The organism is Stenotrophomonas oahuensis (assembly GCF_031834595.1).
Classification (GTDB): Bacteria; Pseudomonadota; Gammaproteobacteria; order Xanthomonadales; family Xanthomonadaceae; genus Stenotrophomonas; species Stenotrophomonas oahuensis.
This window is the reverse complement of the sequence record NZ_CP115541.1, coordinates 3,004,795-3,020,575: the sequence shown is the minus strand read 5'-3', so window position 1 is coordinate 3,020,575 and position 15,781 is coordinate 3,004,795. Positions and strand designations below refer to the sequence as shown.

Below are 15,781 nucleotides of genomic sequence, written 5' to 3'. Positions count from 1 at the left end.
TCACCAGTGTTTGGAGATGCCAACGTGGAGATAGCGCCCATACGACTCATGCAGCGCGGTGAGGTAGTTGCCCGACGCGTTCAGCGGCGGCTCCTTGTCGAACAGATTGCGTGCCCCGACTTCCACCGCGGTGCCCGCCAGTGCGCCCTGGTTGAACTCCTTCTTCACCGACAAGGCCCAGCGCTGGGTGGACCCCACCACATACGGCGTCCGGTCCGAGTACGCACCAGCGGTCACGCTGTCGATGTAGTCGTCGCGCAGTCGCACGGTCCAGTCCTGCAGGTTCCAGATCAGGGTGGCACTGGCCCGCCACTCCGGCTTGGCCCCATTGATGCCCACCTCATTGGCCGCACCCAGATCGGGCGCAATGATGTTCAGCTGGCCGCTGGACACTGCGGCGGCCACCTGCTGCACCTCAATGGGCTTCTGCTGCGTGTATTCCTTCAACTGGCTGGCACTGATCAGCAAGGCGAAGTTGCCCCAAGCCGTCTCCGGCAGACGCCAGGTGAAGTTGTAGTCCACACCGGATGCGGTCAGCGGACTGCGGTTCTGATACCGGGTGTAGACGTGGGTCACCACGCCGGCGGGGGCCAGACCGGATCCCTCGAACTGTGCGATGTCCTCGGCGGTCACCGCCGCGCGCACCACGTTCGGGTTGCTGCTGCCTTCCACGACACGTAGATAGGCGTCGTAGAGCAGCTCCTCGCCCAGGGTGCTGATCGGGTTCTCCACTTTCACCTTCCACGCGTCTACGCTCAGGCTCAGCGAGCCCAGCGACTCGGGAAGGAACTGCGGCTCGAACACCGCGCCCCAGGACGACTGCTTCGTGGTTTCCGGCTTCACATCGTCGCCATAGGAGGTCACGGTACTCACCGACGGCTTGACCGAGAAACCGCTGCTGTAGGCGTTCAAGCAGGCGCTGTAGTCGGGGTGCGCACCCTTGCTGATCAGCGCATGGCAGCGGATGGCATCGTTGTTGAAGCCAAACCCGTAGGTGGGCGGAGAGTTCACCAGTTCCAGCCCCGGGGCACGGAAGCCACCGCTGACCGAACCGCGCAGCAGCAGGCTGTCAACGACCTTCCAGGCGGCGGCGAACTTGGGCTTGGCGACCTGGCCGGCATCGCTGTAGTCCTCATACCGCCCCGCAATCTGCAGGTCCAGCGACTGCACCAACGGAATATTCTGCGCGGGTGAGATCAGCGGGACCGCCAGTTCGATCAGCGCCGACTTGACGTTGCGGCTGCCTTTCACGTCCGGACGCGGGCTATGGGTAAAGAAATTGCTGGCAGCGACGGTTCCGGTATACCAGTCCGTGTAGGGGCGGCTGCCATCTATGTTCTCGTCGCGGTCATCCTGGCGGCTTTCGTAACGGTACTCCACGCCCGCAGCCAGGCCGATGTCGCCGGCGTACCAGCTGATCACGTCAGGGCGGTTGACCTTGAAGTCCCACAGCGCCAGTTCGGCGGTGCCTTCGCGTGTAGCCTCGCCGATGAACGACGAGGTGTCGTAGGGAGTGGCATCCCCGACGCGGATGCTGTTCGGATCACCGCCGCTGAAGGGGTTGTAGGCACTGGCGTCGGTGCGGTTCACGGCCTCGATGAAGGCGTCGGTCAACCCGCCCTGCTGGGTGTCCTTGCTGCGAGCCCGCGAGTACAGCAACGCGGTCTCCCAGTTCCAGCCGCCCTCGGTCCATCCGCGCACACCCAACAGCAGGCGCGATTGATCGTTGTCCACCTCGACCTTGCGAATGCCGGAATCGGCGAACTGGTAGTTGAGCAGACGGATGGCGTCGGCTCCGCGCAGAGACTGCGGCACCCAATACGCATCCGGCCGGATATGCAGCAGGAAGCCATCGCCACCGAAGCCCGATTCACTGCTGACCCATGATTCGGAGCGGGCACGGTAGTAGCCCAGTTCACCGAACAGCTGCACGGCGTCGGTCAGGTCGAAGCGCCCACTCGCGAACACGTTGCCCTTCTTGATCGCCGGTGACGTGGTGATGCCCGGTTCGGCAGCGGAATCGTAGTGATAGCGCGTGGGCACCGAGCCGGACACCAGGGCACCGGTGACCGGGTTGACCGACCAGGTACCGGTGCGACGACCATTCGCATAGGTCTCGAAGTGTCCCCACGGGGTGCGGGTACTGAAGCCCGTCGTACCGTTCGGGTCCGGCACGCTGGTGCCGTCGCCGAGTGGGCGGCGGCCATCGGTGGCGGTGAACCACGCATCGGAGTTGAGCTGCGAGGTGCGCCTGGAGAAGCCGTACAGCACCGACAGATTGCCGCGACCCTCGGCAAAATCACTGCCAAAGTAGCCATCCAGCGAGATGTCCTCGCGGTGCCCGCCGGTGACCTTGCCGTAGTTCAGCTGGATGCCACCGCCGTCGGCCAGGTTGCTCGGCATCACCAGATCGACTACACCGGCCACCGCGTCGGAACCGTAGATCGAGGCCGCGCCATCCAGCAGCAGATTGACGCGCTCCAGCCCGAAGGTCGGAATCGCATTGGCGTTGTAGGTGGTGTCATCGCCGCTGTTGCTGATCGGGTGCTGCACCGTGCGACGCCCATTGAGCAGCAGCAGCGTGTACTTCGAGCCGAGGCCACGCAGGTTGATCGATCCCACGTCGCCGCGCGCCACATTGGAATTGCGTCCGGCGTTGGTGGTGCCCTTTTCGGTCACCGCCACATCGCCAAACTGCGGCAGGCTGCGGAACAACTCGTTGCCGTTGGTGGCCCCGGTGGCATCGATCTGCTCACGGTCCACCGCGACCACCGGCAGCGCTGCCTGCGCACCGCCACCGGCGATCTGCGAGCCAAGTACGGACACCCGGTCCAGCGTGCGCGCACCGGCGCGGTCGTTCGCTTCCGCGGTGGCAACCGCCTCTTCCTCGGCATACGCCGACGGTGCCAGCAGGGTGCACAGCGCCAGCACCAGGTGGCGGCGATGCAGCGGCAAGCCGCGACGAGCGCGGCGGGCGGGCTCGGGCTTACTGCGCAGGTTCCGCATACGCGCCTCGCACGATGCGGCCTTCCAGCTTCTGCTCGTCCTTCACCAGGTTGTACAGCGGGCACGTGGCTTCCACTGACTGACGCAGGGCATCGATGTCCTGTGCCGAGGCCGGCGACTCAATGCGGACCTTGTAGTGAATGTCGCTGAAGCGCGCGGGCGACGTGACATTGCTGCCGAAACGCGGGCTCAGCTGGCCATCGACGGTGAGTTCCAGTGAATCGAGCAGCACGTTCCGCGATGCGGCCTGGACCTCGAAGATGTGGGTCAGGCAGGTACCGGTCACGCCGAGCAGGTGTTCTTCCACGGTCGGTGCCAGCCCGTAGCCCAGCAGACCGGGGGCGCTGTCGTGCAGCTGCTGGTGGTAGCCGTCCTTGCCCAGGAACACGCGACGCAGGCCGGTGCGCGGTTCGACATGGGCACGTGCGACCAGGGTTTCGGGCTCGGAGAGCTTCTTCTTCCCGTCCGCCGGCTTCACCTGCCGGGCCAGCACGGCCGGACGCTTTTCCTCGGTGATGAAGTCGCGCAGGCCCGGCGGCTGTTTCGGATCGCGCGTGACCGGGCTCTGCACATAGTCCACCTCGGCATGACTGACCTGATGCGGCTGGGTGACCAGATCAATCGCTGATGAGTTCTCATGCACGGCACGCTTCAGCGCCTGCAGCTGGGCCTCCGTGGCTGGCGAATCGATATAGGCGACATAGGAGAGGTTGTTCGGATACGCCAGGGTCTCGCTCTTGCGCTCCGGAATGCTGGTGAACACCACATCCAGGCCATCCAGCGGCAGTCCCTGCACCGCCGCCTGCACCACGTATTCGTCGGCCACGGCACTGGCCAGTGTGCCCACCAGCGAATCCCAGGAGCCGGCTCCCAGGTTGTAACCGGCGTAACTGCGCCCGCTGTCGCTGATGTACTGGAACTCACTGGTCTCCCCGATGCGCAGGCGGCGAACGCCCGAGCGGCTTTCGGCGGTCACTTTGGCGTGAATCGCGGTGGGGACGCCGGGTTGAGCCTGCTGGGTCTGGATCGCGACATGTTTGGCCGCGAGGTAGTCACGCAGCGGCGAAGCAGTGCCTTCGGCTGAGAAGGCCAAGGGGGCGGCGAGCAACAGCAGGGCAGACAATGCGGTCGCGCCAATCACTTTGGCGGGAGCTGCAGAACGGACGGCGGACATGGGCAGGCGGGCTCCGAAGGCGATCATGAACAGGAGCCCACTCTTTCATGTCGCGCCGCCGCATTAAAATAACGGTTGGGTATTCCCATATATGCGGTACGCAAGGTGCCGTCGCGTCGAATCCCTGCGCCGATCCGCCATTCGTGCGCTCATGAAGCCGAACGCGACATTTGTCGCCGGTGCTGAGGCGGCGGCGCGAGAGTAGACGGCCATCCACGAATCTGCGGCTCAAATGAACCCAAAGCAGGTTCTGATCTCAGGTCAGCGTCAACACACCGCGTTCGTAGAGGGCACTCTGCTGGGACTCACGCGCAAGCGCTCAAGGGCTGTTGACTGACGATATGGACAATCTGTTTTCACAAGCAACCCCGCTTCTCCTGTTCCTGCTCCCAGGCTTCCTTTCGGCTTGGATCTTCTACGGGCTGACCGCACACCCAAAGCCCAGTCAATTTGAGCGAACTATCGAGGCACTGGTCTTTACCTTCGTAGTGAAAGGCATCACCGGCGCGATCAAGACGGGCCTCGTCGCTGCAGGATCTTTTATTGCAGTGGGGGTCTGGAACGATGAGAGTCAGACCGCCTGGTCAATACTGGCAGCTTCAGCACTAGGCGTCGTGGTTGCCGCCGCCGTCAACAAGGACACGTTCCACTCCTGGCTGAGGCGTCGCGGATTTACTTCCCGAACCTCACATCCCAGCGAGTGGTTCTGCGTTCTGGATTCCAATCCGGCCTACGTGATCCTCCAGCTACAGGATGGAAGGCGCCTCACCGGCTGGCCAAAGGAGTGGCCTGTGAATCCGTCGGCGGGGCAGTTCTACATGCAGCAGCCCGCTTGGATCGACGAAAATGGCTACGTGGTAGACCTCGCCAATCTGGATGGCATAATCATTCACGCAACTGACGTGCGTTGGGTCGAAGTATTTCCGAAGGAGAACGCTGAACATGACATATCTACGCAAGGGGTCTAATCCACCGCCTCCGGTCAGGCACGCGTTTGACAATGCCAATCCGGTGACACGTAACGCGCGGCCGGCTCCTCCGCCGAATCCGCCGCCACCGCCTAAGAAGCCGTGATCCCGACCCGAAGAGGCCCCGTTGAGGGGCCTTCCTGTATCGGCTGCTGGGAAACCCCAGCCCCCCAGTGCCTGCCGATACAATAGGCGTTCCAGCCTGCCCCGATGGACCCCGCGTGACCCAGAAGCCCGTTGAACACACCCCGCTGATGAAGCAGTTCTTCGCAGCCAAGTCCGATTATCCGGACCTGCTGCTGTTCTTCCGCATGGGGGACTTCTACGAGCTGTTCTACGACGACGCACGCAAAGCGGCGCGGCTGCTGGACATCACCCTGACCCAGCGCGGCAGCTCGGGCGGCGCGCCGATTCCGATGGCCGGCGTACCGGTGCATGCCTATGAGGGCTATCTGGCCCGGCTGGTGGCGCTGGGTGAGTCCGTGGCGATCTGCGAACAGATCGGCGACCCGGCCCTGGCCAAGGGGCTGGTGGAACGCAAGGTGGTGCGGATTGTCACTCCGGGCACGGTGACTGACGAGGCGCTGCTGGACGAGCGCCGCGACACCCTGCTGATGGCGCTGTCGCGCAACAAACAGGGCTACGGGCTGGCCTGGGCCGATCTGGCTGGCGGCCGCTTCCTGGTCAACGAGGTCGATACCGACGACGCACTGGAAGCCGAACTGGCCCGCCTGGAGCCCGCCGAACTGCTGGTGCCGGACGAAGAGAACTGGCCGGAATTCCTCAAGCACCGCAGCGGCATCCGCCGTCGCGCGCCGTGGCTGTTCGATGCCGACAGTGGACGCCGCCAGCTGCTGAACTTCTTCAAGCTGCACGACCTGACCGGCTTCGGCATCGACGACAAGCCGCGTGCTACCGCTGCCGCCGGTGCCCTGCTGGGTTACGTGGAAGAAACCCAGAAGCAGCGTCTGCCGCATCTGACTGCGATTGCCACCGAAACCGCCAGCGAAGCCATCGCCATGAACGCGGCCACGCGCCGTCATCTGGAACTGGATACGCGCGTTGATGGCGACACCCGCAATACCCTGCTGGGTGTGCTCGATACCACGGTGACGCCGATGGGCGGCCGCCTGCTGCGCCGCTGGCTGCATCGTCCGCTGCGCCTGCGCGAGGTGCTGGTGCAGCGCCACGACGCGGTCGCCACGCTGATTGATCGCGGTGCGGATGGCGACGTGCGCGATGCGTTCCGTGCGCTGGGCGACCTCGAACGTATTCTCACCCGTGTGGCATTGCGCTCGGCGCGCCCCCGTGATTTCTCCACCCTCCGTGATGGTCTGGCGTTGCTACCGGAAGTCCGCGCGGTACTGGCCAAGCTGGACTCCCCTCGCCTGCAGGCGCTGCATGCCTCGTTGGGCGAGCACGACGAAAGCGCGCACCTTTTGGCGACTGCGGTTGCACCGACGCCGCCACTGAAGCTCAGCGATGGTGGCGTGATTGCCGAGGGCTTCGATGCCGAGCTGGATGAACTGCGCCGCCTGTCCACCAACGCCGATCAGTTCCTGATCGACCTGGAACAACGCGAGCGTGCCAGCAGTGGCATCGCCACGCTGAAGGTCGGCTACAACCGCGTGCATGGTTACTACATTGAAATCAGCAAGGGTCAGTCGGACAAGGCACCGGTGCATTACACGCGTCGTCAGACCCTGACCAATGCCGAGCGTTACATCACCGAAGAATTGAAGTCCTTCGAGGACAAGGTGTTGTCAGCGCGCGAGCGTTCACTGTCGCGCGAGAAGCTGTTGTACGAACAACTGCTGGACACGCTTGGCGCGAATCTGGAGCCGCTCAAGCAGTGCGCCGCCGCATTGAGCGAGCTGGACGTACTGGCCGCGTTTGCCGAACGCGCACAGGCGCTGGACTGGGCGCGCCCGGAACTGGAAACCGCACCGTGCCTGCGCATCGAACGCGGCCGCCACCCGGTGGTGGAGGCGGTGCGCGAGCAGCCGTTCGAGCCGAACGACCTGGACCTGCATCCAGACCGCCGCATGCTGGTGATCACCGGCCCGAACATGGGCGGTAAGTCCACCTACATGCGCCAGAACGCGCTGATCGTGCTGCTGGCGCATATCGGCAGCTTTGTGCCCGCCAGCCGCGCCGTGATCGGCCCCATCGACCGCATTCTCACCCGCATCGGCGCGGGCGACGATCTGGCGCGCGGGCAGTCCACCTTCATGGTGGAAATGTCTGAAACCAGCTACATCCTGCATCACGCGACCGAGCATTCGCTGGTGCTGATGGATGAGATCGGCCGCGGTACCTCGACCTATGACGGCCTCGCCCTGGCCGATGCCGTGGCGCGCCACCTGGCGTACCAGAACCGCTGCTACACCCTGTTTGCGACGCACTATTTCGAATTGACCGCGTTGGCCGACGAGCAGCATGAAGGCGGTGCCAGTGGCATTGCAAACGTGCATCTGGATGCCGTGGAGCACGGCGAGCAACTGGTGTTCATGCATGCAGTGAAGGACGGCCCGGCCAACCGCAGTTTCGGCCTGCAGGTGGCCGCGCTGGCCGGCCTGCCGCGTGCGACCGTGGCGCAGGCACGGCGTCGCTTGGCTGAGCTGGAACAGCGCGGCGGCGAGACCGTGGCGGCCACCATGGCTCCGCAGGCGCTGGATGCCCCGCAGCAGTTCGGGCTGTTTACCGCGCCGTCGAGCAAGGCGCAGGAGGCGCTGGCGGCGATTGATCCGGATGAGCTGACCCCGAAGCAGGCGCTGGAGGCGTTGTACCGGTTGAAGGGATTGTTGTGAGGTCACGACCAACGGTCGTGACCTACCGCTGGGCCATGCGGGGACGCTTCGACCCACGGCCGTGACCCGCCGCCGGGCATGCGGGGCGTTGCGACCCACGGCCGCGGCCCGCCAACCCGCACGGTAGCACCCGACCGTTGGTCGGGTGGCCGGCCGCGTGAAGCCTTCGCATGGTCTTCGTATACGCGGCGTTATGCTCCGCCGGTCCCCCACCCCTGGACCCAAGGAGTCGATCGTGAATACGCAATCGCTCACTGCTTCGCTCTTCTCGCAGCTGCAGAGCGGGCCCGCCCTGCAGCAGGTTTCCCAACAGCTCGGCATGGACAGCGGCCAAGCATCGCAGGCGATCAGCGCCGCCTTGCCCCTGCTCATGGGCGGCCTCGCCAACAACGCCAGCCAGCCACAGGGGGCGCAGTCGCTGCTCAATGCGCTGCAGCGCGACCACCTGGGAAGCGGAGGCGGTGGCTTCGACCTTGGCGGTCTACTTGGCTCCGTCCTGGGCGGCGGTGCCGCTACACCCTCCACCAACGGAGCCGGCATCCTTGGCCACGTATTCGGCGGGCAAACGCCGCAGGCGGCCAGTCTGCTGGGGCAGAAGACAGGCTTGGACAGCGGCCGTTCCGGCCAGTTGCTGATGATCCTCGCCCCCATCGTAATGTCGTTCCTGGCCAAACAATTTGCCCAGCAGGGCAACGCCAACCAGCTCAGCCAGGCCCTCGGCGAGGAGAACCGTCAGACCGGCGGCGGCGGCATCGGCGACCTGCTCGGTGGCGTGCTCGACCAGGACGGCGACGGCAAATTCGGCGTCAGCGACGTGCTGGGCCTGCTCGGCGGCAAACGCTGAACCCCGCAGTGGCCGGGTCACCTTCGACCCGGCCACCCATCGATAGACAGCATCTATCGACACCAAAGAATCAATCGATTTTACCTATCGACCGACGTTCACTATCGTCAAGGCACTCCCACACGCCTTGTTCGCGAGGCCACTCCCTCTCTCGCCAGTACACAGGTAGATACCGATGAAAAGCGAAGCCAAGTGCCCCTTCAACCACGCCGTCGTCGGCGATGCCACCACCAACCGTGACTGGTGGCCCAAACAACTGCGCGTGGATCTGCTCAACCAGCACTCCGCACGTTCCAATCCGCTCGCTGCGGACTTTGATTACCCGGCCGCGTTCGCCAAGCTCGATTACGCCGCGCTCAAGGCAGATCTGAAAGCGCTGATGACCGATTCGCAGGACTGGTGGCCGGCCGACTTCGGTCACTACGGCGGCCTCTTCATCCGCATGGCCTGGCACAGCGCCGGCACCTACCGCATTGGTGACGGTCGCGGCGGCGGCGGCCGGGGCCAGCAGCGCTTTGCACCGCTCAACAGCTGGCCGGACAACGTCAGCCTGGACAAGGCGCGCCGCCTGCTGTGGCCGATCAAGCAGAAGTATGGCCAGGCCATCTCCTGGTCCGACCTGCTGATCCTCACCGGCAACGTCGCGCTGGAATCGATGGGCTTCAAGACGCTGGGCTTTGCCGGCGGCCGCCCGGATACCTGGGAACCGGACCAGGACGTGTACTGGGGCCGCGAAACCACCTGGCTGGGCGGCGACGTGCGCTACGCACATGGCTCCGAAGGCGTGCAGGAAGACCACGGCGTGCTGGTGTCCGATGACGACGCTGACGGCGACATCCACTCGCGCAAGCTGGAGAACCCGCTGGCTGCGGTGCAGATGGGTCTGATCTACGTGAACCCCGAAGGCCCGGACGGCAACCCGGACCCGCTGAAGGCAGCGCTGGATATCCGCGACACCTTCGGCCGCATGGCGATGGACGACGAGGAAACCGTGGCGCTGATCGCCGGCGGCCACAGCTTCGGCAAGACCCACGGTGCCGGCCCGGCCGACAACGTTGGCCATGAACCGGAAGCGGCAGGCCTCGAAAGCCAGGGTCTGGGCTGGGCGAACAAGTTCCGCAGCGGCAAGGGCGGTGACACCATTACCAGTGGCCTGGAGGTGACCTGGACCCGCACCCCGGCCAAGTGGAGCCACGATTTCTTCCAGATTCTGTTCGGGCACGAATGGGAGCTCACCAAGAGCCCGGCCGGCGCGCACCAGTGGGTGGCCAAGGATGCCGAGGCGGTGATTCCCGACGCGCACGACCCGTCGAAGAAGCATCGCCCGACCATGCTCACCACCGACCTGTCGCTGCGCTTTGATCCGATCTACGAGCAGATCTCCCGCCGCTTCCTGGCCAACCCGCAGGCGTTCGCCGATGCGTTCGCGCGTGCGTGGTTCAAGCTGACCCACCGCGACATGGGCCCGCGTGCACGCTACCTCGGTCCGGAAGTTCCGGCCGAACAGTTCCTCTGGCAGGACCCGTTGCCGGAAGCGCCGAAGACCCCGATCAGTGCGCAGGACATCGCCACGCTGAAGCAGCAGATCGCGGACAGCGGTTTGAGCGTTTCCGAGCTGGTGTCTACCGCATGGGCCTCGGCGTCCACCTTCCGCGGCTCGGACAAGCGCGGCGGCGCCAACGGTGCGCGTATCCGCCTGGCCCCGCAGAAGGACTGGGCGGTGAACCAACCCAAGCAGCTGGCCAAGGTGCTGGCTGCACTGGAAAGGATCCAGAGCGGGTTCAAGGGCGAGGTATCGCTGGCCGACCTGATCGTGCTCGGTGGTGCGGTGGGCGTGGAAAAAGCCGCCAAGGCCGGTGGCCATGACGTCAGCGTTCCGTTCACCCCGGGCCGCACCGACGCCAGCCAGGACCAGACCGACGTGGAATCGTTCGCGGTGCTGGAACCGGCCGCCGATGGCTTCCGCAACTATGTGCGCGGTCGCTTCAGCGTACCGGCCGAAGCGCTGTTGATCGACAAGGCGCAGTTGCTGACGCTGACCGCGCCTGAGATGACCGCTCTGGTCGGCGGCCTGCGTGTGCTGGGTGCCAATGTGGATGGCAGCAAGGATGGCGTGTTTACCGACCGCCCCGGCACGCTGAGCAATGACTTCTTCGTCAACCTGCTGGACATGGGGACGCAGTGGAAGGCCAAGGGCGACGGTTACGAGAGCAGCGGCAAGGGTGCGTGGACCGGCACCCGTGCTGACCTGGTGTTCGGCTCGAACTCGGTGCTGCGCGCGTTGGCCGAGGTGTATGCCAGTGCGGATGGCGGCAAGAAGTTCGTGCAGGACTTCGTGGCCGCGTGGGCTCGGGTGATGGAGCTGGACCGGTACGACCTGCACCGGTAAGCGGGGTGTCTGGGGCGCACGACCAACGGTCGTGCGCTACCCGTTTCTCACCGGCACGATGATCTGGTAGCGCACGACCGTTGGTCGTGTGCCGCACACCGTGCGGCGTTACATGGCGTCGAGATCACCCAGCGCGCGGATCAACCGTCGCGCGCGTTTATCCGGGCGATGCTCCGGTGCCTGGAAACCATCACGCATCGCCACCCGCTGCGAACGCTGCTCGGCACGTCGCGCCTTGGAGTCCTCGCTTTCCGCATACAGCTGCTGCGCGACCGGTGCAGGGCCGCGTTGATCACTGAGCCCCAACACCTCCACCTCGTAACGTTCTTCGCCGCGGCTGATCTGCAGCTGCTCACCCACCCGCACCGCGCGCGATGACTTCGGGCGCTGCCCGGCCACGTCGACCTTGCCGGTTTCAATGGCCTGCTTGGCCAGACTGCGGGTTCTGAAGAAGCGCGCCGCCCACAACCATACGTCCAGGCGGACACTCGGCACGGGTACGGAAACATCAGTGGTCAAAGGGTCACTACTCCGGTCGTTTGTTCAGGGGCCGCGGGTTGGACGGGTCGCTGCGACAGCCGGTGCCACCGATCAGCGTGGGCACGCCGGCGTCCAGGTCGCGGCGCTGGCTGCCAACCTGGCATTCGGGTCGGTCCATGGGCCGCACCTGGGTGTCGCGCAGGCGGTCTGTAGAGGTACATGCGGCCACCGCGAGGGCAATCAAGAGGGCAACCGTCGGCGTGCGCATCGCGATATCCCACTGACAAGGGTAATGCTAGTGTGCGCCTGACCCGGCTTGATCTCCACCGCACATGGCCAAAGCGCCGCTTGACCTGACCACCGGCCCGATCGGGCGTAACCTGCTGCTGTTCGCCCTGCCGATTCTGGCCGGCAACATCGCCCAGTCCTTGAACGGTTCAGTGAACGCGATCTGGGTCGGGCGCTTCCTCGGCGAGGCGGCGCTGACCGCCACCGCGAACGCCAACAACATCATGTTCTTCCTGATCGGTTCGGTATTCGGCATCGGCATGGCGGCGACCATCCTGATTGGCCAGGCGATGGGCGCGAAGGACACTGCCCAGGCGCGCCGGGTGATGGGCACCAGTGCCACTTTCTTCATCGGCTTGTCAGCGGTGATCGCGGTGGCCGGTTGGTGGCTGTCACGCCCACTGCTGGCAGCGATGGGAACGCCGGCCGCTTCGCTGCCGTTGGCCGAGGCCTACCTGCGGGTGATCTTCCTGGCCATGCCCACGTTGTACGCGTTCGCGTTTCTGAGTTCGGCGCTGCGTGGCGTAGGTGATTCACGCACCCCGTTTCGCTTCCTGCTGGTGTCGGTGCTGCTGGATATTGTGTTCAATCCGCTGCTGATCTTCGGGCTCGGACCGTTCCCGGAACTGGGCATTGCCGGTGCGGCGTGGGCCACGCTGATCGCGCAGACGCTCTCGTTGATCGGCCTGCTGTGGTACATGCGCAACAAGCGCCACGTGCTGTGGCTGGGGCGTAAGGACATGGCACTGTTCAAAGTGAACCTGGAGATCCTGAAGGCGCTGGTGATCAAAGGCGTGCCGATGGGCCTGCAGATGGTGCTGATCTCGCTGTCGATGATCATGATGATGTCCATGGTCAACCACTACGGCACCGACACCGCCGCAGCGTACGGTGCGTCGCTGCAGTTGTGGACCTATGTGCAGATGCCGGCGATGGCCATTGGTGCGGCGTGCTCTTCGATGGCCGCGCAGAACGTCGGTGCGCAGCGTTGGGACCGGGTGCGCGGTACCGCACGCAGCGGCGTGCTGTTCAACTTCGCACTGACGGGGTTGTTGATCCTGCCGTTGATCCTGCTCGACCGGTATACGTTGGCACTGTTCCTGCCCAGCGGCAGCGAAGCGCTGGATGTGGCGCGGCACTTGAACCACATCGCGATATGGTCATTCCTGTTCTTCGGTGTGAGCTTCGTCATTTCCGGCGTGGTGCGGTCCACCGGTGCGGTGATCCCGCCGCTGCTGATCCTCGCCGCCTCGCTGTGGGGCGTGCGGGTGCCGTTTGCCGAACTGATGCAGGATCGGCTGGGCGCGGATGCGGTGTGGTGGAGTTTTCCGGTGAGTTCGCTGTGCGCGATGCTGCTGTCGCTGGCGTATTACCGCTGGGGTGGCTGGCGCAAGGCGCGCATGTTGCCGAGTCATCGTGAGGAAGTGGCCGCTTCGCCGGCCGAGGTGCCGGCGCAGCCGCCCTCGCCCGTGGCGGATCATGATCCGGATCCGGTCGGCGGGCGATGACCCGATACGCAAACGGCCACCCGAAGGTGGCCGTTGCGGGACAACTTGCGTTGTCGGGAATTACTGGGCCTTTTCGGCGGCCAGGCGGGCAGCCTTGGCCTGCGCAGCGGCAGCCAGATCTTCCTTGATACGGGCAGCCTTGCCTTCCAGACCACGCAGGAAGTACAGCTTGGCACCGCGGGCCTTACCACGACGCTTCACGTCGACCGAGTCGATGATCGAGCTGTGGGTCTGGAAGACGCGCTCGACGCCGTAGCCGTGCGAGATCTTGCGGACGGTGAACGAGGAGTTCAGGCCGGCATTCTTGATCGCGATGACCACGCCTTCATAGGCCTGGACGCGCTCACGGTTGCCTTCCTTCACCTTCACGTTGACGATGACGGTGTCACCCTGGCTGAACTTCGGCAGCTCGCGGGAGATCTGGGCGGATTCGAAGTCCGAAAGGATGGATTTGTTCAGCTTGCTCATGGGTGCACCGAAATTGTTCGGGTGGGTGTGTCGTTTCGACAACGTGGGCTCATGCAGTCACCTTATTGCGCTGCACGTTTTTTTGTATGGAGCCACCAAGGGGCATGAATGGCCCTTTGGGAATCCGCGATTCTAGCTGGTTCTGGTGCGGTTTGGTAGTGCCGGGCTTGCCCGGCACCACGGGGTCCTTCAGCCGGGCAAGCCCGGCTCTACGCCTTCACGGGCCTCGGCCAGCAACTTCCGGTCGGCCTTGGACAGCTGGCTTTCGTCCAGCAGGTCCGGGCGGCGCAGCCAGGTCCGCAGCAGCGACTGCTGGCGGCGCCAGCGGGCGATGGCCGCGTGGTTGCCCGAGCGCAGCACGTCCGGGACATCGCCCCATTCATGTTGCGCCGGCTGGCTGTAGTGCGGGCAGTCCAGCAGGCCCTGCGGGCCTTCAAAACTGTCCTGGGCGGCAGATTCGGCGTCGTTCAATGCACCTTCCTGCAGCCGGGTGACCGCATCAACAATCACTGCCGCGCCCAGCTCACCGCCGGACAGCACGTAATCGCCAATCGAGATCTCCTCGGTGACCTCGGCCGCCAGGAAGCGCTCATCCACGCCCTCATAGCGGCCGCACAGCAGGATCATGCGCGGCAGCGCCGCCAGTTCGCGCACCTTGGCCTGGGTGAGCGGCTTGCCCTGCGGGCTGAGGTAGATCACCGGAGCCGGGGTCGGATCAGCCGCTTTCGCCGCTGCCAGACACGCCCGCAGCGGTTCGATCAGCATCACCATGCCCGGGCCGCCGCCGAACGGACGGTCGTCCACCCGGCGGTAATTGCCCTCGGCGTAGTCACGCGGATTCCAGCCATGCAGGTCGAGCAGGCCGCGCTCGGCCGCACGGCCGACCACGCCCAGCGACGCCGACTGCGCCATGAACTCCGGGAACAGCGTGATGACGTCGATGCGCATCGAACTAGAACTCCGGGTCCCAGTCGACCACGATCAGGTTGGCCTCGAAATCCACGGATTTCACGAAGTCCGGCTGCACGAACGGAATCATCCGCTCACGGCTGCCCTGCACCACCACCACGTCGTTGGCACCGGTGGAGAACAGGTGCGACACGCGGCCCAGCTCGACGCCGTCCACGGTTTTCACCTGCAGGCCTTCCAGGTCGATCCAGTAGTACTCATCCGGCTTCGGCGGCGGCAACGCGCTGCGGGGCACGGAGATTTCGGTACCGATCATGGACTCGACCACATCGCGGTCGGTCACCTCGGGAAACACCGCCACAATGTGCTTGCCGGACGCTTTGCCGCGCACGCCCTTGACGGTGCTCTCCTGGCCAGCGGGAGTCCGCAGCGTCCAGGGCTGATATTGGAAGATGGCGGTACGCGGCTCGGTCCAGGACTCGAGCTTGATCTCGCCTCGCACACCAAAAGCGCCGACAATCCTGCCCAGCAGGATCCGGCGCTCGGTATCTTTCATCTGCGTATGCCGACGGGCCGCGCCAGGCGCGGCCCTTCAGGATCAGGCCGCAGCGGCCTGGGCCTTGGTCGCTTCCTTGTACAGGTTGCGGACCTTGTCGGTCATCTGGGCGCCGTTGGCAACCCACTTGTCGACCAGCGGCAGGTCGAGCACGATGCGCTGCTCGGCACCCTGTGCCACCGGGTTGTAGTAACCGACGCGCTCGATGTTGCGGCCATCACGGGCGCTGCGCGAGTCGGTCACGATGATGTGGTAGAACGGACGCTTCTTGGCGCCGCCGCGGGTCAGTCGAATCTTGACCATGGTGGTATTTCCTCTGTAGCCCAGTCGCCAGGATGGCGCGGTAAGCCGGCGATTATAGCGGGGGTGGCCGGGCATTCC

The 15,781-nt window shown here is 65.0% G+C and carries 13 protein-coding genes; 5 read left to right on the top strand and 8 right to left on the bottom strand.

Going from position 1 to position 15,781, the window contains the following annotated elements; genetic code table 11:
• Both PDM29_RS13470 and PDM29_RS13465 read right to left on the bottom strand, forming a co-directional pair.
• On the bottom strand, positions 1-3,006 hold the full coding sequence (locus PDM29_RS13470; RefSeq protein WP_311190616.1) for a TonB-dependent receptor plug domain-containing protein: 3,006 nt from the start codon (positions 3,004-3,006) through the stop codon (positions 1-3).
• Complete coding sequence (locus PDM29_RS13465; RefSeq protein WP_311190615.1) at positions 2,987-4,180, bottom strand: OsmC family protein; 1,194 nt, start codon at positions 4,178-4,180, stop codon at positions 2,987-2,989. Before PDM29_RS13465 ends, PDM29_RS13470 begins: the two co-directional genes overlap by 20 nt.
• A gap of 341 nt (positions 4,181-4,521) precedes the next feature.
• Between PDM29_RS13465 and PDM29_RS13460 the strand changes: the two genes are divergently transcribed.
• From PDM29_RS13460 to katG, 4 genes are all read left to right on the top strand, one after another.
• Positions 4,522-5,148, top strand: a complete 627-nt coding sequence (locus PDM29_RS13460; protein ID WP_311190614.1) for a DUF6338 family protein — start codon at positions 4,522-4,524, stop codon at positions 5,146-5,148.
• Positions 5,149-5,402: 254 nt separating this feature from the next.
• Entirely contained in the window at positions 5,403-7,958 is a 2,556-nt protein-coding gene (mutS, locus tag PDM29_RS13455; RefSeq protein WP_311193785.1) for a DNA mismatch repair protein MutS, read from the top strand.
• Positions 7,959-8,193: 235 nt separating this feature from the next.
• Positions 8,194-8,802, top strand: a complete 609-nt coding sequence (locus tag PDM29_RS13450) for a DUF937 domain-containing protein (protein WP_425508672.1) — start codon at positions 8,194-8,196, stop codon at positions 8,800-8,802.
• Positions 8,803-8,977: 175 nt separating this feature from the next.
• Positions 8,978-11,191 (top strand): catalase/peroxidase HPI, encoded by a 2,214-nt coding sequence (katG, locus tag PDM29_RS13445; protein ID WP_311190613.1) that lies wholly within the window; start codon positions 8,978-8,980, stop codon positions 11,189-11,191.
• Between the two features lie 108 nt (positions 11,192-11,299).
• Here the strand turns inward: katG and PDM29_RS13440 are convergent, their stop codons facing one another.
• Together PDM29_RS13440 and PDM29_RS13435 are read right to left on the bottom strand one after the other, a co-directional pair.
• Positions 11,300-11,710 (bottom strand): RNA-binding S4 domain-containing protein, encoded by a 411-nt coding sequence (locus PDM29_RS13440; protein ID WP_311190612.1) that lies wholly within the window; start codon positions 11,708-11,710, stop codon positions 11,300-11,302.
• A gap of 7 nt (positions 11,711-11,717) precedes the next feature.
• Positions 11,718-11,939, bottom strand: a complete 222-nt coding sequence (locus tag PDM29_RS13435; RefSeq protein ID WP_311190611.1) for a hypothetical protein — start codon at positions 11,937-11,939, stop codon at positions 11,718-11,720.
• 64 nt (positions 11,940-12,003) lie between these two features.
• Here PDM29_RS13435 and PDM29_RS13430 point away from each other — a divergent pair, with 64 nt between their 5' ends.
• The gene (locus tag PDM29_RS13430; RefSeq protein WP_311190610.1) at positions 12,004-13,467 is read left to right on the top strand and encodes an MATE family efflux transporter; all 1,464 of its coding nucleotides are present in this window, start codon (positions 12,004-12,006) and stop codon (positions 13,465-13,467) included.
• A 60-nt stretch (positions 13,468-13,527) separates the two neighbouring features.
• Here PDM29_RS13430 and rplS read toward each other — a convergent pair whose 3' ends face one another.
• The 4 genes from rplS to rpsP form a co-directional block, all read right to left on the bottom strand.
• Entirely contained in the window at positions 13,528-13,935 is a 408-nt protein-coding gene (gene rplS / locus PDM29_RS13425) for a 50S ribosomal protein L19 (protein WP_311190609.1), read from the bottom strand.
• A 189-nt stretch (positions 13,936-14,124) separates the two neighbouring features.
• Positions 14,125-14,883 carry a tRNA (guanosine(37)-N1)-methyltransferase TrmD gene (trmD, locus tag PDM29_RS13420; RefSeq protein WP_311190608.1) on the bottom strand — a complete coding sequence of 253 codons (759 nt, stop codon included), beginning with the start codon at positions 14,881-14,883 and terminating at the stop codon, positions 14,125-14,127.
• Positions 14,884-14,887: 4 nt separating this feature from the next.
• Positions 14,888-15,400: a ribosome maturation factor RimM gene (gene rimM, locus PDM29_RS13415; RefSeq protein ID WP_125358380.1), complete on the bottom strand. Its 513-nt coding sequence runs from the start codon at positions 15,398-15,400 to the stop codon at positions 14,888-14,890.
• Positions 15,401-15,442: 42 nt separating this feature from the next.
• A complete protein-coding gene (gene rpsP, locus PDM29_RS13410) occupies positions 15,443-15,703 on the bottom strand; it encodes a 30S ribosomal protein S16 (protein ID WP_125358382.1) in 261 nt (86 codons plus the stop codon).
• Positions 15,704-15,781: the final 78 nt, after the last annotated feature.